This window comes from Aquimarina pacifica (assembly GCF_000520955.1).
Classification (GTDB): domain Bacteria; phylum Bacteroidota; class Bacteroidia; order Flavobacteriales; family Flavobacteriaceae; genus Aquimarina; species Aquimarina pacifica.
Map to the genome: position 1 here is coordinate 128,348 of NZ_JACC01000014.1, position 25,577 is coordinate 153,924.

Below are 25,577 nucleotides of genomic sequence, written 5' to 3' on the forward strand. Positions count from 1 at the left end.
ATTATTTTCTTTATATCTGATACCCAAAATCCCTAAGAATTTTACGTGCTACTTCTGAGTTCATAAAATTATAAAACTTTTCTGCATCTTTTGGTTGATTTTTAGCTTGTTTTAGAATTACAATTCCTTGTGCAATCGGAGTATAGTCATCGCTATTTAGGTCAATCCAAGTTCCTCTGTCTCTCATTTGAGGAGATAAAACTACGGATTTTGAGGTAAAGCCAATTTCTGCGGATTGAGAAACAATAAACTGATTTGTTTGTGAGATACTTTCGCCATAAACGATTTTATTTTTTACTAAAGGGTAAATATCATGTTTTCTCAAAATTTCTAGTGCAGCATTTCCATAAGGAGCCATTTTGGGGTTCGCAAGTGCAATATGTTGTATTCTGGGATTAGTAAGGAGTGCAACAGAAGGCTCTATGTCATTGACCATAGACCATAATACCAAAGTCCCATAGGCATAGATTTTGGGTTTTTGGTTGCTAAATCCTGAGGTAAACAATTCTGTTGGGTAGCTCATATCGGCAGATACGAATACGTCATAAGGAGCCCCTGCTTTTATTTGAGCAGTGAGTTTACCAGAAGATGCAGTAATTAATTCACAGGCAATTCCTGTCTGTTCTGTAAAAGCTTGCGATAATGCTTGGATAGTAAATTGCATATTTGCCGCTACAGCAATAGTTAGTCTTTTATCGTGCTTTTGATTACAGGATAGAAGGATAGTAATACATATCAAATAAAAAGGTACAAGCTTTATTTTCATCATATTGCTTTTATAGTACTTTCTGAAAATGATATCCCAGAATTATATATCCTTGCCTAAAATAAAATTTATGAGATTTACTATTCTGTACGTACGTATTTAACTCCACAGATTCGCAGCCTTGTTCCTTTGCCCAGTTTTCTATATAATTTAAGAAAAAAGCTCCATATCCTTTAGAATGAATTGTGGGGTCAATAATAACGTTGTCAACCTCTAATTGCTTACCCGAGTATAATCGAACGGTCATCCAACTACTAGATACACCTATAAGTTGCGCTTTTTCGAATAAACCAAAACATTGGTAATTATCAAATGCAAACATCTCGAGATGACGTTTTTTAAGTGTAGAGATCTCTCTATTGGGATTGAGGTGTTGTGTTAGAGAAATAATATCATCTAATTCCTCTTTTTGTAATAGTTTTACAGTAAGATGTTGCACTTTATGTTTGTTTTTTGATCAATATTTTTTTAAGTCAGGAGTAGTAATGATATGTCCGCGAGTTTTTATTTGGGCGTTCGAGCGGGCTATTCTCTACAATTCCTCGCTCTTCGTTCCTCAGGCTGCGGGATTTTCGTTGCTATCCCTAACGCAAAGTACCAAAATTTCGAACCACTATACAAGTAAAACACCTGTCTAAAGCTGGTTTGGTAGCAACTTATGAATTAAAACGCGTTAAAAAAGGTGAAGTTGCTTTTTTTGTATGTTACTGCAATTTAGAATCATGGCATTTTTATAGCATCTCAATTGGGATACTCGTTAGTTTAATAACCACAATGTATAAACAGAAATTATATACCTAAAATGGGTTTTTGGCCTTGTTCTCTAAGGCAAAATACACTGCAAATGTCTCTAAATTAGTAGTATGAATGAGTAATGGGGGTCATAACATTTGTAATATTATTAATCTAGATAGCGTTTAATCCATACCCTTGACAATACAATACTTTGCATAAATCATAAGAGATAGTATTATTTATTAAGAATAAGAGGGTAACATTTTGTCTTTTATTGACACTAAATATTGTATTTAATACGATGTTAAAAATAATTTGCCATGAAATCAATACCTACTTACCTACTACTTTTTATTACAATAATTAATATGTTTTCCTGTAGCTCAGACGACGGAAATGGGACAGATGAAGAAGGTCAGCAAGATCAAAACCCAAACCCGGTTATAGTAATAACCCCATGCTTATTCGAAGATTTAGACATAACAGCGAATGCAACAATATCGATTGATTGTTTATTAGACCTAGAAGGAAAAACAATAGAAGTACCGGCAAATGTAACCTTTGCATTTGATGGAGGCGATATTTTTAATGGAACTTTGAATTTTTCATCCGGAGGAAAAATAGCGGGAGAACTGTTAAATTCTAATTTAGAACTACAAGGAGATATACAATTAATAGGAAATGAATTTGAGTTTATAGCTTCGCGGTGGGGTATAATAGAAGGAGAAGTTACTGGTGAGGTCGCTGAAAATAATAAAACCAAAATAAATGAATTATTACTATTCATAAAATCACTGGTAGCTTCTGGATCCGTTGATTTTAAAATAAATAGTTTAGATGCCTATTTCAAGGTAGATGGATATGATCACAACGACATTGCCTCTCCTAGACTTGGGATTAAAATACCAAGCGATTACAATTTTATATTATCAGATGCTACCTATTTTAGAATGTATCCTAACGATAACAAGAACCCTACTTTAGTATTTATTGGAGATGGTGTAGAAAATATTACAATTACAGGAGGAAATTTTATAGGAGATAGAGACGAACATGATTATTCTCTAGGAGCTCAGGAGTGGGGTCATTTATTACGTATTGGCGGTGCCAATAATATTAAGGTTAGTGAAGCCGAATTTGTTGATGCCATGGGAGATGGAATAGATGTTCATGGTTATGGGCATTCATTCGATCCGCATCATGTGCCTAGTACAGAAGTATATATTGTAAATAATACGTTCAGAAGAAATAGAAGAAATCAAATATCAGTAACTGCAGGAAGTCAAATATATATAGAAGAAAATAACTTTATAGACTGCAGTATTCATACAGATGGTTCACAAGGTGTTGCTCCTGGTTTTGCGATAGACGTAGAGGCTTTTAGGGCTAATGGCTTAGAATATGAAATAGCAGAAGAAATCTACATAAGAAACAATTCAGAAAGTGGTAGTAGAGTAGGTGCGTTTACCATACATACAGGGGATAAAGTGACTATTGAAAACAATACAGTAGAAGGTTTTATTTCTTATTCAAATACTATAGGTAGTAAAATTAATAATAATAAGGTCAAAGGAGTTACAGATTCGCAACAAAATGGTGGAGTTGCTATTTGGGCAGGAAGGTCTGATAAATTTGATTTAATCTATGATAATGAAGTAATTGGGAATACGGTTGAAAATTACGGTACAGGTATACTAGCGACAAATGTAGATCTTACAGTAGGAGAAAATACCATATTAGAGTGCGTAAGAGGAATTGTTATAGAAGATATTAAAAACGCAGACTTTTATGATAATTTTATTCAAAGTAGTATGGCAACTTCTATAGGATATTCTTCGGGTGCAGCGGCAAGTTTTATAGATGATATAACGATAAGACAAACCAATAAAGATGCTGTTTTTATAGATGTACAAAGAGACCCTTTTAAATTTTTTGGAATTAATACAGCAGAAGAGGAACAAGATTATACGATTACTATAGATAATAATGTGTTAACCTCACCTTCAACATCTACTTTGGCGTGTAGAGGGATTATTTTTACAAATAATGAAATAAAAGAGGGTGGGATACGGCTAACAAACCTAGAGAATAGTATTATTTCTGAAAATAATATTACAGCAACTGTGAATAATGCTATACGAATAGATTCAGGTTGCGCCGATGTGATAATAAGTGACAATATCTTAACCACTAGTCAATCTTGTATCTTTGAAAACAATACAGATGCTATAAATATCCAAATAGAAGGGAATACCTGTAATGAAATGTAAAAACTATAATGAAAAATTTTCCCTGGATATGTAGAGTAAATCCTATCCAGGGTTCAAGATATAGCTGTCCTTACAACCTTTTTTATTGATTTCTAAGATATCGTAAAGAGCCTTATGACGGACTTCTAGAATATATAGCAGATAGATTACGAGAAGCCGAAAATTATACCTCCCAAAAGAAGCGCTCTTTTGATTTTGATTGGGTTCCTAGTTTTTTATAAAAGCGAATGGCGCTGGTGTTAAAATCGGGAGTTTGCCATTGAATATGAGTGCAGTTTTCCTTTCTGGCGTAGGCTGCTACATGATTCATCATTGTAGTTCCGATTCCTTTACCTCTTGTTTCTTCTTTTAAAAACAGACAATCCAGATACACATAAAAATCAGCATCCCAAGTAGAAAATTGCTTCATAAAAGTAGCATACCCCAGAAGTGATTCGTCTTTTTCAACAACAATACATTGTATTGCATTTTCCTTTTTGAAAAGGTGGGTTTTAAACAAAGCATGTTTGTTTTCTGTATTGAAGTTTGCTTTTTCGAAGATAACATGTGCTTTACATAATATGAGTAGTTGAGGAATGTCTTCCTCTTTGGCAAATCGTATGGTCATTTATAGGATATTGATTTTGTGATTTTACGTTGCATGGGATATACCAAATGTACCTCTATTTTAGACGAATAAAAAACTGTTCGAGCCTTAGTTTTAAAAGAAATTCAAAGCTTAACATGCACATTGTACAAGCGTACCTTTTGATGGATGAGTTCCTAGAGTTGCATACCCGTCAAATTTCCACCACGTTAAACCACCGATCAATTCTTTTACAGTAAAACCTAATTTAGCCATAGCAAGTGCTCCGCGTGTAGAACCATTACAACCAATACCGTCACAGTAACAAATATATGTTTTTCTTTTGTCGAGGTGCTTTGTATTTTCTTTGGTCATCTCTCTATGGGGCAAGTTAATAGCTGTAGGAATATGTTCTTTCTCATACCCAAAGGCTTTTCGTGTGTCAATAACCACGATATCAAGGTTATTTTCTAGTGCTTCATATAGATCTGCAGGATCCATTTCGTAGGCTAATTTGTTTTCGTAAAATTTAATTTGATCTTTCATATTTATAGTATTTGTTCCAAAAGTAGCGCATTGCTTTGTTGTTTAAGGTGTTCATTAATTGAATGATTTCTGATCAAAGCTGAAATATTTTCATATTCAAGAACCTAGTTTTGTAGTAACTTTATAGCATGGATATTCGATATTTTAGATTAATAAAAACGATTACAGAAGAAGGAAACATTGCCAATTCATCAGAGAAGTTATTTCTAACCCAATCTGCATTAAGTCACCAACTCAAGGATCTCGAGGAACGACTAGGTTTTAAAGTATTTCATAGAGCTCGCAATCAATGGAAACTCACAGAAGAAGGTGTCGTGTTGTATGAGTTGGCTACCAGTATTTTAGAGAAGATAGAAGATGGATTTAGTACCATCAAGAATATTCGTTCGGGCTCAAAAGGGTGTATCAAGGTAAGTACAGAATGTTATTCTTTTTATCAAGGCTTGCCAGGGTTTATTCAGAAAATGGGTGTTCTCTATCCAGAGATTGAGGTAGATTTGATTCTCGAAGCGACGCATCAACCAATAACTAAATTAGTTGCTTGTGATATTGATATTGCTATTGTGAGTTCAAAACCGGATAATGACAAGTTATCTACAATAGAAATTTTTGAAGACGAGGTTTTTGCCATCATGCATCAGGAGCATCAGCTAAGTCATCTTGATTTCTTGGAGGCCAGTCATTTTGCTAATGAACATCTTATTATCCATTCTTTTCCTCTTGAAACCGTTTCGGTATATGAACAGTTTTTAAAACCCAACAAGATTACTCCCGCCAAAATTTCTGCAGTACCCCTAACCGAAGTCTCATTAGAGATGGTTAATGCCAATATGGGGATTGTTTGCATGCCAAAATGGGCGCTTACTTCCTTTAGGTTAGGAGATCATCTAATTTTTAAAAGAATAAGAAAACAGGGACTTAAGCGCTTTCATTATTTGGTTATTAGAAAAGAAGATCGTTTTAAAAAGTATATTGATGATTTTATAAGCAATTTTGAAGAAGAGTTTGCCAAGATATAATGATCTTAATTTATTGGTGACAGTTGTTTAAATTTATGAATCATTTTGTTGTATTCGATAATGTAACTATTCGGCTTGTTAGTAGGCCATGAGGTTACTGGCAATCTCATGTCATTACTTACGAGAAAACAAGAGTAAATGGTAAAGACAATTCGCATCATCGGTTTTTGATATGTTCTTAAAAATTGAATGATCTGTGATAACGATTGACCAAATTGTGATGTTAGATTTTTGTTTTTTTAATGCATTAAAAATGAATTATTAATCACAAAAATTAAAGTCCAATGAAAAGTTTAAAGAGTTTAAAAGATTTAAAAGGAACTAAAATGATTAGTAAAGACGGTCAAAAGAATATCAATGGTGGCCGAGGAATGTATTGTTGCTCTGGTACTACGGCAGATTGCGCTAGATGGTGCACATATTGGGTGTAACTATGCTTGATGCTGCTTCAGTATTAAATACAATATAGTTTCAAAACTATGCGTATTTAATTTACTACCCCAGGTCCATAGGTTTTTAAACGTATGGACCAAATTATAAGGAACATCTTTTCATATAGTCTTTGCATAATGTGATCTATGATTACTAAATCATTTTTTGTAGTAACGGGATGACCATGTCCCATCCTTTTTGTGATTCTTCGAATCTTTTTTGAGCATTTTCTGTGCCGTAGAAATCACCTTGTAGTATTATAAGTTTTGTATTATTTCCTGTTTTAGAGATTTTGTAGGTCAAAGAGATGTAATTTTCGGGAATATCTTGTATGCCAATATTGGGGTCAAACATAGTAAAGGAGACTTCTTGTTTGTCAATATATTTGGTGATTGTACCCTGTACATAGGTAATAATTTCGCCATTTTCAGTTTTGCCATTCCATACAATTGGACTACCAAGACTCCAATCAGATAATACTTCGCACCCAAACATATAATGTTTGGTTTGTTCGGGATTTGTTAAAACATCCCAGACTCTTTCTATTGAGGATTTAAAAATCACCTCTTTCTTGATAATCATTGATTGGCTCATATTTAATGTTTGTGTTATGAACAACAAAGATCATAAGATGCATTTCTTTGAGATAGTCTAATCGGGATACTTTCTAATACTATCGGGAGTAACTCCGAATTCTTTTTTGAATGCTTTTGAGAAGTGTTGTGGTGAGCTATATCCTATTTTATATGCAATTTCTTTGGCAGAATCGGTTGTTCCCAAGAGAAGCTTTTTAGCCAAAGTCATACGTGTTTGATGAATAAACCCAAAGATTGTAGTGCCAAATAATTCTTTAAATCCCTTTTTGAGCTTATATTCATTTATACTAATTAACTTTGATAGTTCAAGTATGGTGGGAGGATTTTCGATACGCAATGTCAACAGTTCTTTTGCTTCGAATAGCTTTTGTTTATCACTGTTGTGCTTTATATACCTATTTTGATAGCTTTGATTATGAAGCTCTGCTTGTAGAACAAGAAGTTCGATACTTTTTGATAATAGAAATAGACTTTTTAGCTCATCGGTATAATGGCAATGCAAGATCTCATTAATTACCGATTGCATTCTAAAGGTATTGGGCCGCCATTCTTTAGAGAGAATAGTATTTTCTTTTGCCAATACTTTTTCTGTAAATCTCTTTAGTGTATCCGGACCATTTTGGGCAATATTAGCAAATGTTTCTGGAGTAAAATTAATGCCAAAGGTTTCTATTCGTTTACTTTTATTGTGAATATCAATAGTAAGACCCTTAGAATACATAATGTTATTATGATGTCCTGTAAAAGAGAATGATGAATTTAATTCTTTGTAATCAAAATCATATTCACCAGAAAGTCCAAAATGAAGACGAACATATTCAGTATCGTTGTTTGAACTTTGACTGTCAAAACTTGTGTAATCAATGATATTGTGCGAAAGAATAATGTTCTCTAATTCCCATTTTTTTGAAGCAATTTGGGTGTTACCAACTTTTTTTTTCATGAGAATACTGTCTAAAAATTGTATAATCTATTTGCTAGTGTATGTATTGGTGTCAAAGATTGAAATAAAACTAACATATTTCTATGGATTATAAAAAGAGACATTAGCAATTCCTATTAATCCATTCCTCAAAATCTACATATCCTAATACGTGGTTCGGGATCGGATCTTCCCTTAATTGTTCTTTCAAAAGTAAAAAAGCATTTCTTTTATCCGTAATTTCATAGGTAACAGTCCGCGATAAAAATTTCAAAAGTATTTTTTCGTAGAGCGCTATGTTTTTTGATTTTTTCAGAAGTTTTTTCATTGTATTAATAAGGTAGCGTAGCGTAAATCCATTATTTAATTCATAATGAACAAGAAGGTTTAGCCAATGGGTGTATATGATCAGGTCTTCCCTGTCTTTTTTTGTTTTCTGGTTGATGATGGTATTGATCCAATATAAGGATTGCTTAGTGTCTTTTCTTAAAAAGTAAATATTGGCAAATTGAAAACGAAAAGATAGCCAATAATTATTGGGTACCAGGGTTTTGTGTTTATTAATAAATTGCTGAATTTCTGTGATTATTTCACGAGTTGTATGAAGTCCTTTTAGGTTTCTGTGAATTTCTAGCTCAATATTATATAGCCGTAATTGTTCTTTGATAAGTATAGCAGAAACAGTACTAATTGTTGCTGCTTTTTGTTTGATCAACAATATTCTTACAAAGGCTTCTTTGTATTGTTTTTTGAATACAAGAAACCCAAGTAGGTTGTTGTTGATAGAAAAATACGTCGAAAAATATTCTCTTAGTAATTCAGGATGTTGCTCCCATTCTTTGATTAGGTGTTCTAGTGTCTGTTTTGCTTTTTCTGGATGTTTTGCAAGGAGTTGTTTTCTGTATTTATGTAATGTTTTTAAGGTTTTGTTTTGTAGAGAAGCACTTTTTTTATGAGAAATCGAAAATTGACTAGGATCTATATTTGCCAGAAGTAAATCCATATGTTCTTTGGTTGACTCCAGTGCCTGTCTCTGTTTTAAAGTGATTTTTTTGAGTGTAGCAAAATCTTCAGGAAACTGTGCTTGGTGTACTTTTCTTTTCCAATCTTGTATGTGTGATAATAAGCTGTCTTGTTGAAACTGTTGTGCTTTTTTTTCGGCAAGGGCAAGTTCTCTTTGACATATGATATATAACCCTTTATGAAATAGGATTTCAATATTACGAATGGCATCAATCAGTTCTGCATTTTTGGATATTTTGGCATGATATACTCTTAGGGATTGCAAAATACGTTGTTTGAGATAGTTTTTGATGGTTGTTAATTGATTTACAAATCCTTTATCTCTAAATGTATGTTTAATCGCGGTCTCATCATATTCTTTTTGTGACTCAATAGCATCAAAAAGAAGAAGGTACTCAGGAGTGTCTGTTGTGGGTATGCTTAGTTTAAAATGTCGCTTTTCACTTTTACTTAGTGATTGGATCAGGTAAAATAATTCTTCACTTTTTTTCATTATAGAAACCTATGTTTTTTCAAAAATAAAATTTTTTTGATCGATATGATCATTTACTTTTGAAATCGTATAATTCTTAAATTTTATCAATATGTCAAATGCAATTAGTTGGTTCGAAATACCAAGTACAAATTTCGAAAGAGCGATTAAGTTTTATAATGAACTTTTAGAAGCTGAGTTACAACCCATGGAACTAGATTTTAAGATGGCTTTCTTTCCTTACAAGGATGGAGGGGTAGGAGGTTGCATTACCCACGGTAATGGCAATACGCCGTCGCAAGAAGGAACTTTTGCCTATCTTAATGGTGGCGAAGATTTATCTGTTCCATTAGGACGTGTTGAGAAAGCTGGAGGGAAAATTCTAATGCCAAAAACATCTATTGGTGAAAATGGATTCATGGCTATTTTTCTGGATTCAGAAGGAAATAGAGTTGCTTTTCATTCGATGAAGTAAATAACCGTATTCAGTATCATGACGAATAAGGGTAAGTTTTAAGCAATAGAACTTTGTTTTGGGCTTAACAGTAGGTTTAGTGTGATCGGTTCTCTATCACATAAACAGATAAAATAAAAGTATGCCTGTTCTTGTAATTGGCATTAGAACAGGTATATGTTTTCTAGTTCTGATACGAATCGGTATTACAACTTCGTATTTTTTATATAAGAAATGATACAGCTAAAAACGCTAATACATATGCAATACTTTACAGAAGATTTTACAGTTTTTTTTGAGGAATTAAGAACAAATAATCATAAAGATTGGTTTCATGCTAATAAAAAAAGATATGAATCAAGCGTTAAAAAGCCTTTTGAGATATTTACGGGTGTTATAATAAGCGAAATACAAAAACATGATCCAACATTGCAAATAGAACCGAAAGATTGTATTCTAAGGATGAATAGGGATGTTCGATTTGCTAAAGATAAATCCCCGTATAATCTACATTATACTTGTTTTATATCTTCTGGTGGGAGAAAGGATAAAAGTGTTCCTGGAATCTTTTTGCGGTTTTCTCCTGAGATGATTGGTATTATGGGAGGATGTTTTAGTCCATCAAAAGATCAATTACAAAGTATACGAACAGCAATTAGTCATGATAAAGGGGTCTTTAGAAATTTATTAGAAGAGGCAGATTTTGTTCAGAAATTTGGCGAAATTAGGGGAGAGACGATGAAACGTATCCCAAAAGAATGGCAAGAACCATGCAAAAAAGAACCTTTGCTGCTTCATAAACAGTTCTATTACGTGGGAGAAGAGGCAGCCGATCTTATTTGCAGTGATACTTTGGTTTCTCAGATTATGGAGTACTGGTCTGCTATGCGTCCTGTAAATGAATATTTATCAAACATAATAAAATAATTTATGGCGTATAATGAATTTATTGCTGACCGTATTCGACAGATTTTCAGGGAGAAAAAGGCAAATTTCTATGAGAAAAGAATGATGGGCGGTTTGTGTTTTATGGTTGATGATAAGATGTGTTGTGGTATTCATTTTGACAAAAAGAAAGAAATGGATTTGCTTATGGCTAGAATAGGAGAAAAGGTGTACAACGATGCTATGCAAAAAGAAGGATGTCTACCCATGGATTTTACAGGAAGACCCATGAAGGGGTATGTATTTGTATCCGAAGACGGGTTTGATCTTGATATAGATTTATTGTATTGGATAGAACTTTGTCTGGCTTTTAATCCAATAGCCAAAAGAAGTAAACGCCGTTCTAAGAAAAAATAAAGGAGGCTAAATTCTAAACTAAAAACAAAAAGATTTTTAAACATAGAATTTAGCCCCTATTGCAAATTTCAAAAAAGAAGTTTAAGACTACATGGCATCACTTCGAATAAAACCAGCTTGACGATCCATAACTTCTAGTGTTACATATGGTTTTCCTTCATTGCACAAAAATAGATCTGAATGATTAGCCACAAAATCGGTAAAAATTTTACCCGAAACATGCTGGTTAAATGCAGTTTCATCCTTGTAGATTTCAAAAAACACAATTTCTCCTTCAGGAGGAGTAGGCAGGTTAGTTTGCGTAAAATCTGGAGTATGCACAGTATACATCCAAGTGTCTGGTTCTTCTTTTTCGACAGTTTTTGCTAATTGTTTAAGCACAGTAATGGCCTCCTCTTTTTTATCCGAAAGAGCGGTCCATTTAGAAATTAATGGATACATATATTATAATTTTTTTTATTTTTTTGGCGTTCAAGCGCGCTATTCGTTTCAATTCCTCGCGCTGTCTAACGTCAGGCTCCGGGATTTACACTGCTATCCCTAACGCGAAGATCCTAGAACATTTTTATCCGCTGTTTTTATTTAGAAACCCGTGATTTCTTTTAAATATTGTCTTGCCATTTTTGCATATTTTAATGGGGTAGCGTTGGCAGGATTTTGTTCCGCTTCAACGATCAACCATCCTTCAAAATCATGATCTGCCAATGTCTGCAATATAGAATCAAAATCGATACACCCTTCTGGATCTCCCGGAACCGTAAATATGCCTGCTTCTATGGACTCTTTAAACGATAATTGTTCCGCGTCCGAGGCCTCCATAATCGGTTTCCTAATATTCTTAAGATGCACATGTTTAATGCGATCAGCATAATCTTTGGCCAGTTGCAAAGGATCATCACCAGCAAAAGCCAGATGCCCTGTATCAAATAGTAAATGTACCAGATCAGGATCGGTAGCTTTCATAAGGCGGTCAACATCTGCTCGGGTTTCGATGCCTGTACCCATATGGTGATGGTAGCAAAGTCGCATATTGGCATCTTTGGCAATCTGTCCCAGATGGGTGAGTCCTTTGATAACATCACCCCATTGCTGATCTGTAAAAATAGGTCGATTCGCTTTGAGAGCGATCGGCTGCTGATGCGAGGATCCCCCTAGTTCTGCTACTACGATATCGGTGCCGCCCATTGCTTTAATAAACTCTAGGGACTTTTTAAAATCAGCTACTGTTTTATCATACATAGCATGGATAGAAAAATAAGTGCTAGTCCAAGGTTCTGATACTCTGAGTCCTCTGCTGTCGAGTTCTTTTTTAAGAACAGTGATATCGGTAGGGTATTTATGACCAACACTACACCCTTCGAATCCAGCTAGTGCCATTTCGCTTACACATTGCTCAAAAGGAATGCCTATATCAATATCCAGAAAATCATCGTTCCACCATGAGGTAGGAGTAATGCCAAAGAATACGTTGTCTTTATTAAATTTTTTAGTGCTCATATAAGATGGTTTATTATTTAATTTGAGATAAAAGTTCTGCTACAAGCCCTGTCCACCCGGTTTGGTGTGATGCACCCAATCCGGCGCCATTATCTCCGTGAAAATATTCAAAAAAGAGAATTAGATCTTGCCATGTTGGATTGTTTTGCATGGTTTGATTTCCACCATAAACAGGCCTATTTCCGTTAGCATCTTTTTCAAAAATCTGAATTAGTCGTTTTGATAATTCATCAGCGACTTGACTTAAGGAGATATGATTTCCAGAATTACTAGGATATTCTACTGTAAAATCACTTTCGAGGAACTCATCATATTTTCTTAAGGAATTAATGAATAAGAAATTAATTGGAAACCACACAGGGCCTCTCCAGTTAGAATTACCCCCAAAAGAACCATCAGCAGATTCTGCAGGTTCATATTTTTCTTCGAGATATGCTCCGTCGACAGACATAGAATAAGGAGTGTTCTGATAGTGCTTAGAAATCCCTCGAATCCCATGAGGTCCCAAAAACTCAGCCTCGTCTAATACACGTTCTAGTATTCTTGTAAGTCGTTCTGGTTTTACAAAGGATAGCATGATTTCGTCCTCTGATCCGGATGCTTTAATTGATTTTTTAGATGTTTGTACCTGTCCTAATAGTTCAGGATGGCGATAGACGAACCAATCCAAACGTTCTTTGAGTTCATCAGCAACAGTAGCTTCCATCTGACTTAAATCAATTTTGGCGACCGGAAATAAGGGTATGATTCCTACCAACGACCTCAATTTAATAGATATATTCTGAGTAGGGTTGGTATGAATTTGTAAAAAGTCATAATAGAATCCATCCTCTTCATCCCAAAGTTTTACCTCTCCGTTAGAGGCGTGATCGATACTATTTAGAGAATCTGCGATAAATACGAAATGTTGGAAAAACTTACTGACAAAATGAGAATATTGCTTTTGGTTCTCTTCTGCCAGTATGAGTGCTAATTGCATCATATTAATACAATACATCCCCATCCAACTAGTGCCATCAGATTGTTTTAAGGTTATCGGATGCCCAATTTGTCTTTCGAAATCACCTAGATTACTTCGATTGATTACAGATATATTATCAAGACCCAGAAAACCACCTTCAAACAAATTAGAGCTATCGGTATCTTGTTGATTTGTCCACCAGGTAAAGTTCATGAGGCAATGTTCGAATATATCTTCGATAAACTTAGTGTCACCCGATCCTTTCATTTCTTTTTCGATCTCAAAAATAGTAAGTGCCGCCCATGCATGTAAGGGAGGATTTACATCACTAAATGCCCATTCATAAGCGGGTATAGCCCCATTGGGTGCCATATACCACTCATGTGCCAATGCGAGTAGTTGGTTTTTTGCAAATTGTAAGTCCAGTCTGGCAAAAACAACACATTGAAAACAAAGATCCCATGCGGCAAACCACGGGTATTCCCATGTGTCGGGCATAGAGATAATTGTGTTGGCATACATATGGCGCCATTCTTTGTTCCGTCCTCGGCCTGGGGGTGGTTTTGGCCCCGCGGGGTCTCCGTCTAGCCAATCTGCTACCACATAATTGTAATATTGTTTTCCCCATAGCATCCCAGCATAGGCTTGCCGCTGGATCATTTTTTGTTCGTCAGTAAGACTTGTAGGAGCTAAAGACTCGTAGAACTCGTCAGCTTCTTGCAGACGATTAGTAAAAACCACATCAAAATCAATAGAAAACGGGTCCGAAATAGATAAGTCCTGCGATAAGCGCAAACGGATTTCTTTGGTCTCATTAGAAGCCAGAGTCGTAGCGTATACCGCACTTGATTTTGTTCCTGTCAACGCAGGATTTATTGTATTGCTATTGGCTATGATATGATCATTGATTCCGTCCTTTGGGTAAGGAGTATTATTAGTGCTGCCCCAAAGTCTTTCATTGTTAGTTTCATTTTCTACAAAAAGCAGGTCATCAGGTTGTTCACAATAAAGCATCATATCTTTAGTAGTACTTTCTGAGATTGAAGATGCTTTTATCGTGGCAAAATTGTTAGAGCTTGTGCTCTTTTCACCCTTTAAAATGGGTTTTTCGGCATCCAGAAACCATGACCATGTGTTTCTAAACCAGAACGTTGGTAAGATATGAATTGGTGCTGCTTCAGGACCGTGATTAGTTACTTTTATTTTGATCAAAATATCCTGAGTATTCGATTTTGCATATTCTACCTGTACATCAAAATATCGATCTTCATTAAAAACTCCTGTATCCATAAGCTCATACTCAAAGGAATGCGGATCAGCTTTTCTTCTTCCGTTTTCGGTAACCAAATCATTGTACGGAAACGCTTTTTGTGGATATTTGTACAACCATTTCATATAACTATGTGTGGGTGTATTGTCTAGGTAGTAATAATATTCTTTTACATCTTCGCCATGGTTTCCTTCACCATTAGTTAATCCAAATAAACGCTCTTTAAGAATGGGATCTTGGCCATTCCAGAGTGCGATGGCAAAACATAATCGTTGTTCTGGATCAGAAATTCCTCCTAAACCATCTTCGCCCCATCGGTAGGCTCTGGATCTGGACTGATCATGAGAAAAATAATCCCATGCATTTCCTCCCTGACTATAGTCTTCTCGTACTGTCCCCCATTGTCGTTCTGATAGGTAAGGTCCCCAGTGCAACCACTCTTCGTGTGATTTTTTTTCGTTTGAATACTGACTCGTCATACGAGTAACTTCTATATTTTGACTCATATCGTAGTTAGTTTAGCCGTTTTTTTTGTAGTTGATATTGTTTCGTATTTTTCGATCTCATCATACACCTGAAGAATTTGACCAACACTCCATGCTTGTGCAATACAGCCCTTTGGAGCAAAAGGGGCATCACCATCAAAAATTTCACTGATCGTTCCTAAACCAACTCCTAACAGGTGATCTTCAAAAGGTTCTAAAAACCGTTGAATACTGGCCGTGTTCTTGTATACTTTGAGATATGCATGAATAAAAGGACCAATTAACCACGCCCAGACAGTACCTTGGTGATATGAACTGTCTCTGTGATATTGATCCCCTCTGTAAATGCCGATGTATTCTGATTCTGATGTAGCCAGCGATCGCAATCCATGAGAGGTCAGTAAGGTTTCTGAACAAATATCCACGATCTTTTTTTGCTGTTCTTCAGAGAGCGGACTTTCAGGAAGGGAGACTGCGAATAATTGATTGGGACGTAATAGCGTTTCATTGCCGTTGGGACCATCGAGTACATCAAAGCAATAGTCTTTTTCGTCATTCCAAAACCGTTCGAATCCCTTTTTGGTAGCATTGGCCATCGCAACATATTGATCCGTTGGTTCTCCTAGTATATCTGTAAACAACACCATGGCTTTAAGCGCATTGTACCAAAGGGCATTTACCTCAATAGGTTTCCCTATTCTTGGTGTAATTACTTTATCACCAACCTTGGCATCCATCCAAGTGAGCTGTATCCCATCTTGTCCTCCTCGCAGTAGATTGTCATTTGGATCAACCTGAATACCATATCGCGTTCCTTTAATATGCCAATCAATTATTTCTTGTAGTTTTGGATAGAGTCTGTGTACTAAGTTTTTGTCTTTAGTCGTCTCATAATAGGTGCGTATTGCCTGAAAAAACCATAATGTCGCATCAATAGTATTATACTCAGGAGTATCTGAGGCATTAGGAAAGCGATTAGGAAGCATTCCTTGATCGACATACTTGGCGAATGTTTCTAGAATAGGACCGGCATCTTTTGACCTACCTGTAGACAGGGCTAATCCTGGTAAACTAATCATTGTATCTCTGCCCCAATCTCCGAACCAATGATACCCAGCAATTATACTTTTTCCTGGGGTATCTGTACTTGATGTCGCTCTATTTACTACAAATTGATCTGCGGCAAGGACCAATTGCTGTATCCAATCAGGTTGTTCTTTTTTCTTGTTTCTACGAAGCTGTCGCCATTGATTTAAAATATACTCTTCTCGTTTTTTTTCGTTTTGATAAGATGTTGTGTTAAAATCGGTGTTTTCTTCGGCTGTTCCCAAAAATAATAGGGTTTGACCTTGCTGTATGGTGGTTTCAAAATCGGCGGCATGTATATGTGTATCATTGCTATTGAGCCCTCTTGTTACCTCGACGGGTAGTTGAAAGTCTTTGTATAGTTCATTTTTTGGGAATACATTTGCTCCCTGCATTTTTATGGTTAATGGTAATGAATCTGTATCTTGGGTAGTGATTTTAATTCCGTCTGAAATACTATCTATCGTTACTGGCCAAGGAAATTGCCCTGTGTTATGAAACGTGCGATTATTGACTAATGCAGATACCTTTAATGATACGGGCTCTTCTGCTGCCACTAATGTATAGGAGACGTATGTTGTATTTTTGCCATGCTCCATCCATATTCTTTTTTCGAAAATGGCATCTGCACAGGCATATCTCCAACAAGGGATTGTTCCTTCTAAGGTAAAACTTTCGATGTTTCTGTACCCTTCTGGAGCAACGGATCCAGAAATCCATCGATTTGTAGTCAAATCATAGTTTGTATTACGATAAGTAAGGACTTCGTCTAATTTTGTTAACATTAATTTTCTGTCTATAGGAGGATGAAGTGATGCCACCATCAAACCATGATATCCTCGGGTCATTGAACCCGCTATGGTGCCAGAACCATATCCGCCTATTCCATTTGTGATGATCCATTCTTTCTTTTCTGCTATAGACAAATTTCCAGTTGTCTCTCTTCCAAAATGTACACTCATGATTTTCTTATTTTAAGTCTGCAAAACTGTTATGAAATACGTTTACCTGCGAATTATCGCATAAGTAATATCCAGGTGTATAATACCCGGTTGTGGCAAAGTCTAATCGCCCATCTCCATTAAAATCACCAATCACTATTCTTGCGGCAGATGCAGAAGATACTCTCCATCGTTCAAAAAGTCCATTCTCGGCATCAATGGCTTTGTAATAATAGACACCTTGATGAGGTAAGGGGCCTTTGAGAGCTACTAAAAATTCATCGTCTCCATCTCCATCAAAATCTCCAGTGATAATATGATGTCCGGGACCTTGGGTTTTTGAGTCGAATTCTCCAAAAGTGTCAAGTATTGTTCTTTTCCATGGGTGATCCGTAAGATTTGTGCCAGGTTTCCTGGTATAGACAGTTACCAAATTTCCGTGAAACGGATCAATGGTTGCGATATATGCGTAGGGATCATCGCCAATTCGACCATAAGCAACATTACCGCAACCTCTAAACTGGCCTGCTTGACCAGTTTGATCTCCTTCTCCTATGGGAACAATTTTCCATTCTCCTATTTCGGTGTCAAAATAGAACCAGTTGATCCCTTCTTCACTAGCTAGAAGTACAGATTGATTGTCAGGGCCTGAGTAGCCTCCGAATTTGTTTTTTACAACTCCGTGAATCACTCTAAAATTGGCGTTATCAATAATTTGACCATTCCATTTTTCTAGAGATGTTGGATTTTCTGGAATATCAAAAAGAGTCATCGCTACAGGGTCATGTACACCTTCTCCGTAGGGTTTACATCCTACAACAGGAAGTGCCATAAGTTGTAGCTTATCAGTTTTTGTAAAATGCCCGACCTGTAGACGATGTGCAGCCATTAGATCAGTTATAAAATGTGATTTCCAATGGATGTCATCCCCATAGGTTCCGGGATTTTCTAACCAAGAAATTTTACCATCTTCGGGTCTGCACCAGAACATACAATTTCCATAGTTATGTGAAATTACTAAATCCTGAGTTCCGTTTCTAGTTACGTCACCTACTTCTATGGCTACGGGCAATGGAAAATCTGCAATTTCTCGCTTTTTCCATGAGGGATTCTCATACCATACTACTTTACCTACTGCCAATCCAGAGGTAACAATATCTAATTTTCCGTTTCCGTTAATATCAACAGCCTCTATCCAATAGCCATCATCTTGTTTGTCGGCAAGGGTTACTTTCGTAAAAAATGGTGTTTTGATCTCACCATCATTAAGATAGCTTAATACGTCTTTAGGTTGGTTATTCATAATGTATCGTTTAATTACGTTAATTTATTATTATACTTCTGAAATTTTAGGAGGATTTGCCCAAGTTCCATAACCTGGTGCTTTTGCTCCTGGGGGGTGAGAATCTATTGTGGGCCAGAGTAGGCCTTCTGTATAGGCTATTGAGGATACAACAAATGTTTGATCTTTTTCGGATTTACCATAAGCTTCTCTCCAAATATTTGGAAGTTGATACCAGCTACCTATAAACCACATTTTAATAATATTTCTAGTAATAGGTCCTAACTTATCGTTACTTAATAGGTGAATTCGTATTTGTTGCTCAAGTTGTTTTTGATCACTAGAAGCTTCGGTTTTTGCGGTATTAAATGCAACTAAAATCTCAGACATTGTTTGATCTCCTATGATATCAACGATGGTAGTATAGTATGCTTCGAGTTGACCTGTACCATGCAGCTGATAAGCAGAAAATGCGGTAAGCACAACAGAAAGGTCTAAAAAAACACTTAATTTTTCGTGATGCGTTTTCATAATTAATAGGTATTTGTGTAAAACCATTTACATGCTTCTTTTACATCTAAGATTAAAGAATAAATGGTGTGGTTATTAAACTAAATCGATCTCAAAAGTGGGAGCTCCTGTAGTTTTTTCTTTTTCATTAATAGGATTTCGCATTAATTGATAAGACATTTCCTTAATACGAAACATTCCTCCAACGGCACTGATAAGTTGGTCAGGTTTCCCGTTAAAGGAGTTAGTTAATTGTTTTAGAAAATTTTTATAAAAAAGATTAAAGTCTATTGCGGCTTTTTTTAATTCTAATACATTCTCAAAATCTTCTATTCGAGGATTACTTTGTATTGGGTATACAGCATCCCAATCAATAGGCATTGACTCACCACTTGGGTCATTAGGCTCATCACCTTTATGGTAATATTTGCCTAGTTTTATTTGCTGAAAGCGATAGTAATGAGAAAGTTCTCCTTCGTAATCAAAAATTCCCCCTTCATGTCCCTCTCCTTGTTCAGAAATTAATCGAATCGCAGCTAACGCTGATTTTTTATTATGTATAGGAATAATTTCTCCTCCTCCTGAGTAATAGTATTCTGGTGTTATTTGTTTGTCAGGGTCACCAACAAATACGTTTTTTTCTCCCAGTTCTTCAGTGAGTTTTGTAATTCCTTCACCAATTGCTTTATAAAATTCTCCTATGCTATAGAAGTGTAACTCATCACCTTCTGCTGACTTAAATGTTGGAATTAACATTTTTTTGGTTCTTTGTGTTTTGAGAAGTCCCAAATTTGATGTTGCGTTATTTTTTTTAGAATTGGTGGGTAAGGGTGGTCGTTCGATGTTCAGAAAAGTGTCAATGGTCTCTAATGAGAATTTGCCCAAGCCTACCTCAAAATCGGTTTCACCATTAGGTAGATAGGTGGGGTATGAAGGAACAAATCCTTTTTGGGTAAGGTCTGGTGTTCCTCCTATGGCGTTCATAAGGTTAGCGGCCAGTGTCAAATGAAGCATTTCTTCAATTGCTACAACGCGCATCACATCATAAGCATCTTTATTGGTGCCTGGATGGATGGAATACATGGCTGTAAGATAAGGAGGAATGGTTGCATGTTCTAACTGTATAGCAGTAGCTACATAAAACTGTAGGTCTTCTACGGTTTTTATTGGATGTAAGTGCATTGTAAAGTTTTTAGAGTTGGTTACTAATTTGTTTTGAAGAGTGTAGGTGTTTTAAATCCTCTAGAATAGCGTCAACACTCTTAAAACATAGGGCCGCCAGAGTTAATGTGGTATTCGATGTTCCAATAGTTGGCATACTGCCGGCTCCTACCAGATAGAGGTTCGAATGATCCCACGACTTTTGCTTCGCATCTACTACAGAATTAGTAGCATCGGTTCCCATAATGTGTGTTCCGGCAAGATGATTCCCTCCTCTGATTGCATATCCTTCTCCTTTGTATTTTACATACCCATAGTCATCAGTGCCATAAACAGAATAATCTTCGGCGCCCAATCTCTGAAAAATTTGCCTAGACATTTGCCGAGCATAGGCAATTCCTTTCATAGTATACTCAGGAATTTGCATCGTTACAATGGGTCTTGGGTTTCCTAATTGGTCTACATATTTAGGATTGACTGTGATTCTATTGCATGGATCTGGCATCATTTCAACCATATTGGCTAACAGAAGTTGCTTAGAAATCTGATGTACTAATTCATTTCGCAGATCTTTACCAAATTTATTCTTATTATCGACAATATCTTCAAGGTTAGTGGTAGGTGAGCCGGTAGCCCAACCCCAACCGTCATTATGTATGTCTACGGCAAATGCGGCCTGTTCTGTTCTAAAATCACCATTTCTGATGTCACTAATCCCCGAAGTACAAATGGTCCCTCGTGTAGTACCTGCAATTTCTGGCAAAAGACCCCAGGTTAGTAAATAAGGATGATCCATGAGATTACGCCCCATCAGGTCGCTGCTACTATTAAGTCCTGAAGCTAACATTAGTCTTGCATTCTCTACAGCATTTGCAGCAAGTACAAATAGTTTTGCAGTTATAGTTTCTGAAGTATATTCTTTCGAGTCTAAGTCTTTATAGGATTTACAGACGATTGCTGATACTTTTTGGGTAACGGGATCAATAACCACGCGAGATGCCACGGTTCGTGTAAGAATATCTACACAACCACTTTCTAATGCCTGAGCTAGTGTTTTACGTGCATCATATTTGGCCTGTACAGGACATATAGGAGTACAATTATTATTTCCTTGACAGCGTTCCCCTTCTTCTGCCTGATGCTGGCTAACTGCTCCAACAGGTCTAAAAAGTTCTCCGTTATTGAATTTTTTATAATCCTCATTCGGAATGCCGTTTCTGCCTTGTGGAAAGGTTCGTATTTTTAAAGAACGTATTTCTCCTGCAATATTAATTTTGGTTCCATTTACTTTTTTAGCAACACATTGATCCAGATAGGACGGGGGCATTTCTTGCATCGGGAATACATACCCATCTTCATATGCTTTTTCATTTGAAAATGTCTGACTAGATACATCTCCAGAAACGCCCATTTCAAATTCTGCCTTGCGGTAATATGGCATAAGCTCCTCGTATTTTAATGGCCAATCTAGCCCGCGACCATATCTAGTGAGAATATTAAAATCCTCTGGGAGCATTCTCGGAGTCTTTGATTCGAAATGCATAGTGGTACCGCCTACAACTCTAGAATAGGTAAAATCACTTATAAAAGGACCATTTTGCACCAAATAACTGTCGGTATTTGGTTTTCCGGATTCGAGTTTTTTTACATCAACACTCCTTGGCATAGGAGCGTTGGGGTTTCTTTTGTATGGTGCATTATTGTCTTTGGATACTGCAGAATAAAAATTATTCAAGTATTTTTCATATCCCGAAAGAGTAAGATCTTTACCAGGACCTGCTTCTAGGATAAGAATATCATATCCTTTTTTACTAAGTTCTTTGGCAATAATAGATCCGCTAATTCCTGAGCCTACAATAACCACATCGTAGTTTTTAGCAAACGCGGTTTTGTGGTCTACAATTCTATTTTTGTGACGCATATAGTTAATAGTTGGTTATTAGTTCTTCTAAAGCTATAAAGAGTTTTTCAAAAAAAAAAGAATAAACATAGTTTTAATATTTTTCTTGCTTTGTACTTGTATATAATTAAAAATCAATATTTTAAATGTTTGTTTTTTAAAAAATAATTTGAAAAAAGTTTAGAATTTAGAAGAAATTTATTTTTAATTTTTTTAACTTAAAAAAATGAAATAATAAGTAATCACACCTTTTTTCTAAAACTAATATCCATGGATTTTAACCACTCTTTTACCGTAACTAGTATAGATCTTCCGGGCCAAATTACTGATAAGCAATTAGGAAATGCTTTTGGTTGTTCTGGTCAAAACTATTCGCCACAGCTTACCTGGAAAAATGCACCAAAGAGTACCAAAGCTTTTGCTATTACGATGTATGATCAAGATGCCCCAACAGGAAGTGGTTTTTGGCATTGGGTAGTTTATAATATTCCGAATAGCGAAAATTCTATTGAAGCCAATTCGGGAACTACTTCAGAAAACAAATTACCTGCAGGAGCAGAGCATGGTACTAATGATGCAGGAATTAGAGGATATGTGGGGCCATGCCCACAACCCAATACCTTACATACTTATTTAATAACGGTGTATGCTTTGAAGTCCCCTATTGTTGTAGATGATTCTGCCTGCGCCGCATGGATCGGTTTTATGCTTAATGCAAATGTTATAACCAAGGCCTCTCTTGTAGCTTATGGGCAAGGGTGAGAATGTGGTAATGCTTATTATAGTAAAGTAAAGATAATAGGATCTATGTAGTTATAAGTATGTGTCTTCATCTGATTTAATTTTTGCCGTTTCCATCTCAACAAGAAATTGTTGAAATATATATAGTGATAGTATTTGAGTTATATTAATAAGCGTAGTGAAGATATTATCATAATAAAACAGTTCATTTATAGGTAGTAAAGATGTAAGAAATATAAATAAGGAAGCCACTATCAAAAGTTTAATTCCTCCTCTGTATATATCGCTGATGTAAATCAAATAACAAATTATGATGTAGATTATTAAACTTCCTATGCTTAATACTATATAAGGGATAACGTCTTGTATAAAGTCAAATACGAGTTTAGAGATAGAGTAGATAAGATAGATTATTAAAATAGTGCTAACAACTATGGGGACAGAAAATAGTGTTCGGGTCTTTATTCTCTTAGGGAGCATATATTTTACTAAAACAATAATTGATAAAAAGTAGTATACACTGCTGAGAACACAAATATGAATGAAGTATTTTTTGAAATTAATATAAATTAAAGTATCACAAAATATGATTACTACCAAACTAGTTATATACCAAAAATTCATCTTCTCGGTTTGCTTTTTATAAATAAAACCTAAAAAAATAAATACAAAAGGTAGTACGTAGCATAGTGCATTTCTTTCATAAAACAGAGCGATTGTAATTGCTGTTATAGATGAAAGATAAAATAGGGCTTGTGTGTAGTGAATATTCTTTAAAAATTTCAAAGACAAGTTATTCTTTATTAGGGGTTGACATCATTTTGGTAAAAGATACTAAAAAAGAAGTTTGAATTCTGTACTATCAGGTGTAAATGTATAAAAATCAGCTGGTTTTAGTTTAGTAAGTGCCAGAAATTAACTTTTTTGGTGTTGATAAAGCCTTTTGATAAGGTAGTCTCTAGGTAATAGGGTCAGGAGAAATAATGTAGTAAGAAGTTTAGTATGTGTCACAAATATTTTTCTGAGTCAGATTGATTTTTAGTAGGTTCATTCTCGATCAAGAACCTCATAAAAAGATACAGTCCTATGATATGCATGGCTATTATGAGCACCGTAAAGATTCGAAAATTAATTGATATTTCATTGATAGGTGTCATAGCGTGAACAAACATCCAAATATACGCAGCTATCAAAAGTTTAATGCCGCTTTTATATACCTCTGTTTTGTATAATACAAAAGAAACAATTACATATAACATTAAGCCAACCACACTAAGTAAAGAAAACCCAATATATGGTAGAATAAAATCAAAAATTAAATCAACTACAGCATAAATCAGATATAAAATTAACAGCGTTGCGATTATAAGTGAAAAAGAAAAGAAATTCGTTCTTTTAATTTTTTTGAAATCTATATAATCTATTAGGGAAATAACAGATAGAAAATGATACAGGGTAATTAGTATATTGATAGAAAGAAAGTACTTTATAAAATCAATATAAATTAAAACATTACAAACTGACATGGTTATAAGACTGCCTAAGTACCAAAAGTTGATATTTTTGTCGTTTTTGATGTAAAGCGCACCAATAGAGGTAATGGTTGCAGGTATAGCGAACATTAAGAGCTTTTTATCAAAAAAAATAGCTATTATAATTACAGAAACTGAAAAAAAGTAAAATATTAAGTTAGCAAGTCCAATGTTTTTTAAATATTTCAACCTCAAATAACTATTTTGATTTTCTAAAATTGTTTACTCTTGGCATAAGATAGTGAAAATTTCATGTATGGGCTATTCTTTGCCCTTTTATACATGGGTCAAAGGTAATTTTCTCGATTAGTCTTTACTACTTTCGGTTCTGTTTCTAACAAAAATTTCATAAAAACATATATGTCTAATATCTGTATCGTGATGATAAATATGTCTAGAATATGATCATGATAAAATAATTCATTGATAGGGATTATAGAGTGAATAAACATCCATGCGCATGCAGTTACTATAAGCTTTATTCTTCCTTTGTAAATATCCATGCTGTAAACGAGATAAGAAATGCCAGAGTAGACCAATAATCCAGTAATGCTTACGATAACAAAAGGAATGATATCTTTTATAAAAGGGAGGGTTAAGTCGAAAACGGCATATACAAGATAGGAGATTAAACCAAGTGTAATAACCATTGAAAAAGAAAATAATGAACTTATTTTTACCTTGTGTAATATTAGAAAAGGTTTTAAAATCAAAATTCTTAATACAAAAGTGCTAATAGTCAATGAGCTTACAAAAGGGAAATACGTAGTGAAATTTATGAAAAATAATGTGTGGCCAGTAGTAACTACAGCTATACTTAGTAAAAATAATAGATTAACTTTTTTAACATATTTTATATAAATAGTGTATATAAAAAAAATCACAAACGGAAACACGTAGATAAGATTTTTTTTTTCGGAAAAGGCAACAGTTAGAATTACTATTATGGAAGAAAGATAAAATAATAGATATAGAATGTTGATATTTTTTAGATACCTACTCAGAAAAAATTTTTAAATCATGGTTGATAAAAATATGCTATAAAATATACTAAAAAATAATGAAAAGAGATTGGTAAAAAGGGATCATTCCAAAAAGTTGTGGTTAGA

At 35.0% G+C, this 25,577-nt stretch carries 24 protein-coding genes; 7 read left to right on the forward strand and 17 right to left on the reverse strand.

Features of this window, described 5'->3' with window-relative positions:
- Positions 1-10: 10 nt before the first annotated feature.
- Together modA and DZ60_RS0110360 are read right to left on the reverse strand one after the other, a co-directional pair.
- Positions 11-769 carry a molybdate ABC transporter substrate-binding protein gene (modA, locus tag DZ60_RS0110355; RefSeq protein WP_025742005.1) on the reverse strand — a complete coding sequence of 253 codons (759 nt, stop codon included), beginning with the start codon at positions 767-769 and terminating at the stop codon, positions 11-13.
- A 7-nt stretch (positions 770-776) separates the two neighbouring features.
- Positions 777-1,205 (reverse strand): GNAT family N-acetyltransferase, encoded by a 429-nt coding sequence (locus DZ60_RS0110360; RefSeq protein WP_025742006.1) that lies wholly within the window; start codon positions 1,203-1,205, stop codon positions 777-779.
- Between the two features lie 616 nt (positions 1,206-1,821).
- Between DZ60_RS0110360 and DZ60_RS0110365 the strand changes: the two genes are divergently transcribed.
- Positions 1,822-3,771 (forward strand): right-handed parallel beta-helix repeat-containing protein, encoded by a 1,950-nt coding sequence (locus DZ60_RS0110365; RefSeq protein WP_025742007.1) that lies wholly within the window; start codon positions 1,822-1,824, stop codon positions 3,769-3,771.
- A gap of 163 nt (positions 3,772-3,934) precedes the next feature.
- Here the strand turns inward: DZ60_RS0110365 and DZ60_RS0110370 are convergent, their stop codons facing one another.
- Both DZ60_RS0110370 and DZ60_RS0110375 read right to left on the reverse strand, forming a co-directional pair.
- Entirely contained in the window at positions 3,935-4,378 is a 444-nt protein-coding gene (locus DZ60_RS0110370; protein WP_025742008.1) for a GNAT family N-acetyltransferase, read from the reverse strand.
- Between the two features lie 111 nt (positions 4,379-4,489).
- Complete coding sequence (locus DZ60_RS0110375) at positions 4,490-4,882, reverse strand: rhodanese-like domain-containing protein (protein ID WP_081740462.1); 393 nt, start codon at positions 4,880-4,882, stop codon at positions 4,490-4,492.
- A gap of 128 nt (positions 4,883-5,010) precedes the next feature.
- On the opposite strand from DZ60_RS0110375, the gene DZ60_RS0110380 reads away from it, so the two are divergent.
- Together DZ60_RS0110380 and DZ60_RS25155 are read left to right on the forward strand one after the other, a co-directional pair.
- Positions 5,011-5,901, forward strand: coding sequence for a LysR family transcriptional regulator (locus tag DZ60_RS0110380; RefSeq protein ID WP_025742010.1), 891 nt, complete (start codon positions 5,011-5,013; stop codon positions 5,899-5,901).
- Between the two features lie 284 nt (positions 5,902-6,185).
- Positions 6,186-6,332 (forward strand): hypothetical protein, encoded by a 147-nt coding sequence (locus tag DZ60_RS25155; RefSeq protein WP_161634392.1) that lies wholly within the window; start codon positions 6,186-6,188, stop codon positions 6,330-6,332.
- Positions 6,333-6,486: 154 nt separating this feature from the next.
- On the opposite strand, the gene DZ60_RS0110390 is transcribed toward DZ60_RS25155, so the two are convergent.
- The 3 genes from DZ60_RS0110390 to DZ60_RS0110400 all read right to left on the reverse strand — a co-directional run bounded on the left by DZ60_RS0110390 (position 6,487) and on the right by DZ60_RS0110400 (position 9,367).
- Positions 6,487-6,927 carry an SRPBCC domain-containing protein gene (locus DZ60_RS0110390; protein WP_025742011.1) on the reverse strand — a complete coding sequence of 147 codons (441 nt, stop codon included), beginning with the start codon at positions 6,925-6,927 and terminating at the stop codon, positions 6,487-6,489.
- 57 nt (positions 6,928-6,984) lie between these two features.
- On the reverse strand, positions 6,985-7,872 hold the full coding sequence (locus tag DZ60_RS0110395) for a helix-turn-helix domain-containing protein (protein ID WP_025742012.1): 888 nt from the start codon (positions 7,870-7,872) through the stop codon (positions 6,985-6,987).
- Between the two features lie 103 nt (positions 7,873-7,975).
- Positions 7,976-9,367, reverse strand: coding sequence for a hypothetical protein (locus DZ60_RS0110400; RefSeq protein ID WP_025742013.1), 1,392 nt, complete (start codon positions 9,365-9,367; stop codon positions 7,976-7,978).
- 91 nt (positions 9,368-9,458) lie between these two features.
- On the opposite strand from DZ60_RS0110400, the gene DZ60_RS0110405 reads away from it, so the two are divergent.
- The 3 genes from DZ60_RS0110405 (at position 9,459) to DZ60_RS0110415 (ending at position 11,102) form a co-directional block, all read left to right on the forward strand.
- A complete protein-coding gene (locus DZ60_RS0110405; RefSeq protein WP_025742014.1) occupies positions 9,459-9,821 on the forward strand; it encodes a VOC family protein in 363 nt (120 codons plus the stop codon).
- Between the two features lie 240 nt (positions 9,822-10,061).
- The gene (locus DZ60_RS0110410; protein WP_025742015.1) at positions 10,062-10,727 is read left to right on the forward strand and encodes a DUF2461 domain-containing protein; all 666 of its coding nucleotides are present in this window, start codon (positions 10,062-10,064) and stop codon (positions 10,725-10,727) included.
- 3 nt (positions 10,728-10,730) lie between these two features.
- On the forward strand, positions 10,731-11,102 hold the full coding sequence (locus DZ60_RS0110415) for a TfoX/Sxy family protein (protein ID WP_025742016.1): 372 nt from the start codon (positions 10,731-10,733) through the stop codon (positions 11,100-11,102).
- An 87-nt stretch (positions 11,103-11,189) separates the two neighbouring features.
- On the opposite strand, the gene DZ60_RS0110420 is transcribed toward DZ60_RS0110415, so the two are convergent.
- The 8 genes from DZ60_RS0110420 to DZ60_RS0110455 form a co-directional block, all read right to left on the reverse strand.
- The gene (locus tag DZ60_RS0110420; protein WP_025742017.1) at positions 11,190-11,543 is read right to left on the reverse strand and encodes a putative quinol monooxygenase; all 354 of its coding nucleotides are present in this window, start codon (positions 11,541-11,543) and stop codon (positions 11,190-11,192) included.
- A gap of 141 nt (positions 11,544-11,684) precedes the next feature.
- Complete coding sequence (gene iolE / locus DZ60_RS0110425; protein ID WP_025742018.1) at positions 11,685-12,599, reverse strand: myo-inosose-2 dehydratase; 915 nt, start codon at positions 12,597-12,599, stop codon at positions 11,685-11,687.
- A 13-nt stretch (positions 12,600-12,612) separates the two neighbouring features.
- Positions 12,613-15,336, reverse strand: coding sequence for an MGH1-like glycoside hydrolase domain-containing protein (locus DZ60_RS0110430; RefSeq protein ID WP_025742019.1), 2,724 nt, complete (start codon positions 15,334-15,336; stop codon positions 12,613-12,615).
- On the reverse strand, positions 15,333-17,363 hold the full coding sequence (locus DZ60_RS0110435) for an amylo-alpha-1,6-glucosidase (protein WP_025742020.1): 2,031 nt from the start codon (positions 17,361-17,363) through the stop codon (positions 15,333-15,335). The genes DZ60_RS0110430 and DZ60_RS0110435 overlap by 4 nt, the downstream gene beginning before the upstream one ends.
- 7 nt (positions 17,364-17,370) lie before the next feature.
- Positions 17,371-18,645, reverse strand: a complete 1,275-nt coding sequence (locus DZ60_RS0110440; RefSeq protein ID WP_025742021.1) for an FG-GAP repeat domain-containing protein — start codon at positions 18,643-18,645, stop codon at positions 17,371-17,373.
- 30 nt (positions 18,646-18,675) lie between these two features.
- Entirely contained in the window at positions 18,676-19,155 is a 480-nt protein-coding gene (locus tag DZ60_RS0110445) for a hypothetical protein (protein ID WP_025742022.1), read from the reverse strand.
- Positions 19,156-19,230: 75 nt separating this feature from the next.
- Complete coding sequence (locus DZ60_RS0110450; RefSeq protein ID WP_025742023.1) at positions 19,231-20,316, reverse strand: ferritin-like domain-containing protein; 1,086 nt, start codon at positions 20,314-20,316, stop codon at positions 19,231-19,233.
- Positions 20,317-20,326: 10 nt separating this feature from the next.
- Entirely contained in the window at positions 20,327-22,216 is a 1,890-nt protein-coding gene (locus DZ60_RS0110455) for a GMC family oxidoreductase (RefSeq protein ID WP_025742024.1), read from the reverse strand.
- 249 nt (positions 22,217-22,465) lie between these two features.
- Between DZ60_RS0110455 and DZ60_RS0110460 the strand changes: the two genes are divergently transcribed.
- The gene (locus DZ60_RS0110460) at positions 22,466-22,957 is read left to right on the forward strand and encodes a YbhB/YbcL family Raf kinase inhibitor-like protein (RefSeq protein WP_025742025.1); all 492 of its coding nucleotides are present in this window, start codon (positions 22,466-22,468) and stop codon (positions 22,955-22,957) included.
- Between the two features lie 986 nt (positions 22,958-23,943).
- Here DZ60_RS0110460 and DZ60_RS0110470 read toward each other — a convergent pair.
- Together DZ60_RS0110470 and DZ60_RS0110475 are read right to left on the reverse strand one after the other, a co-directional pair.
- Positions 23,944-24,657, reverse strand: coding sequence for a hypothetical protein (locus tag DZ60_RS0110470; protein WP_152537410.1), 714 nt, complete (start codon positions 24,655-24,657; stop codon positions 23,944-23,946).
- Positions 24,658-24,755: 98 nt separating this feature from the next.
- On the reverse strand, positions 24,756-25,118 hold the full coding sequence (locus DZ60_RS0110475; RefSeq protein WP_025742027.1) for a hypothetical protein: 363 nt from the start codon (positions 25,116-25,118) through the stop codon (positions 24,756-24,758).
- Between the last annotated feature and the right edge of the window lie 459 nt (positions 25,119-25,577).

Bases quoted from the DNA above. Each gene is read 5' to 3' on its own strand.
- DZ60_RS0110430 (WP_025742019.1), bottom strand. From the start codon at position 15,336: ATGAGTCAAAATATAGAAGTTACTCGTATGACGAGTCAGTATTCAAAC.
- iolE (WP_025742018.1), bottom strand. From the start codon at position 12,599: ATGAGCACTAAAAAATTTAATAAAGACAACGTATTCTTTGGCATTACT.
- DZ60_RS25155 (WP_161634392.1), top strand. From the start codon at position 6,186: ATGAAAAGTTTAAAGAGTTTAAAAGATTTAAAAGGAACTAAAATGATT.
- DZ60_RS0110390 (WP_025742011.1), bottom strand. From the start codon at position 6,927: ATGAGCCAATCAATGATTATCAAGAAAGAGGTGATTTTTAAATCCTCA.
- DZ60_RS0110365 (WP_025742007.1), top strand. From the start codon at position 1,822: ATGAAATCAATACCTACTTACCTACTACTTTTTATTACAATAATTAAT.
- DZ60_RS0110415 (WP_025742016.1), top strand. From the start codon at position 10,731: ATGGCGTATAATGAATTTATTGCTGACCGTATTCGACAGATTTTCAGG.
- modA (WP_025742005.1), bottom strand. From the start codon at position 769: ATGATGAAAATAAAGCTTGTACCTTTTTATTTGATATGTATTACTATC.
- DZ60_RS0110440 (WP_025742021.1), bottom strand. From the start codon at position 18,645: ATGAATAACCAACCTAAAGACGTATTAAGCTATCTTAATGATGGTGAG.
- DZ60_RS0110460 (WP_025742025.1), top strand. From the start codon at position 22,466: ATGGATTTTAACCACTCTTTTACCGTAACTAGTATAGATCTTCCGGGC.
- DZ60_RS0110370 (WP_025742008.1), bottom strand. From the start codon at position 4,378: ATGACCATACGATTTGCCAAAGAGGAAGACATTCCTCAACTACTCATA.
- DZ60_RS0110380 (WP_025742010.1), top strand. From the start codon at position 5,011: ATGGATATTCGATATTTTAGATTAATAAAAACGATTACAGAAGAAGGA.
- DZ60_RS0110395 (WP_025742012.1), bottom strand. From the start codon at position 7,872: ATGAAAAAAAAAGTTGGTAACACCCAAATTGCTTCAAAAAAATGGGAA.
- DZ60_RS0110375 (WP_081740462.1), bottom strand. From the start codon at position 4,882: ATGAAAGATCAAATTAAATTTTACGAAAACAAATTAGCCTACGAAATG.
- DZ60_RS0110405 (WP_025742014.1), top strand. From the start codon at position 9,459: ATGTCAAATGCAATTAGTTGGTTCGAAATACCAAGTACAAATTTCGAA.
- DZ60_RS0110450 (WP_025742023.1), bottom strand. From the start codon at position 20,316: ATGCACTTACATCCAATAAAAACCGTAGAAGACCTACAGTTTTATGTA.
- DZ60_RS0110435 (WP_025742020.1), bottom strand. From the start codon at position 17,363: ATGAGTGTACATTTTGGAAGAGAGACAACTGGAAATTTGTCTATAGCA.
- DZ60_RS0110400 (WP_025742013.1), bottom strand. From the start codon at position 9,367: ATGAAAAAAAGTGAAGAATTATTTTACCTGATCCAATCACTAAGTAAA.
- DZ60_RS0110445 (WP_025742022.1), bottom strand. From the start codon at position 19,155: ATGAAAACGCATCACGAAAAATTAAGTGTTTTTTTAGACCTTTCTGTT.
- DZ60_RS0110410 (WP_025742015.1), top strand. From the start codon at position 10,062: ATGCAATACTTTACAGAAGATTTTACAGTTTTTTTTGAGGAATTAAGA.
- DZ60_RS0110420 (WP_025742017.1), bottom strand. From the start codon at position 11,543: ATGTATCCATTAATTTCTAAATGGACCGCTCTTTCGGATAAAAAAGAG.
- DZ60_RS0110455 (WP_025742024.1), bottom strand. From the start codon at position 22,216: ATGCGTCACAAAAATAGAATTGTAGACCACAAAACCGCGTTTGCTAAA.
- DZ60_RS0110475 (WP_025742027.1), bottom strand. From the start codon at position 25,118: ATGGTTATTACACTTGGTTTAATCTCCTATCTTGTATATGCCGTTTTC.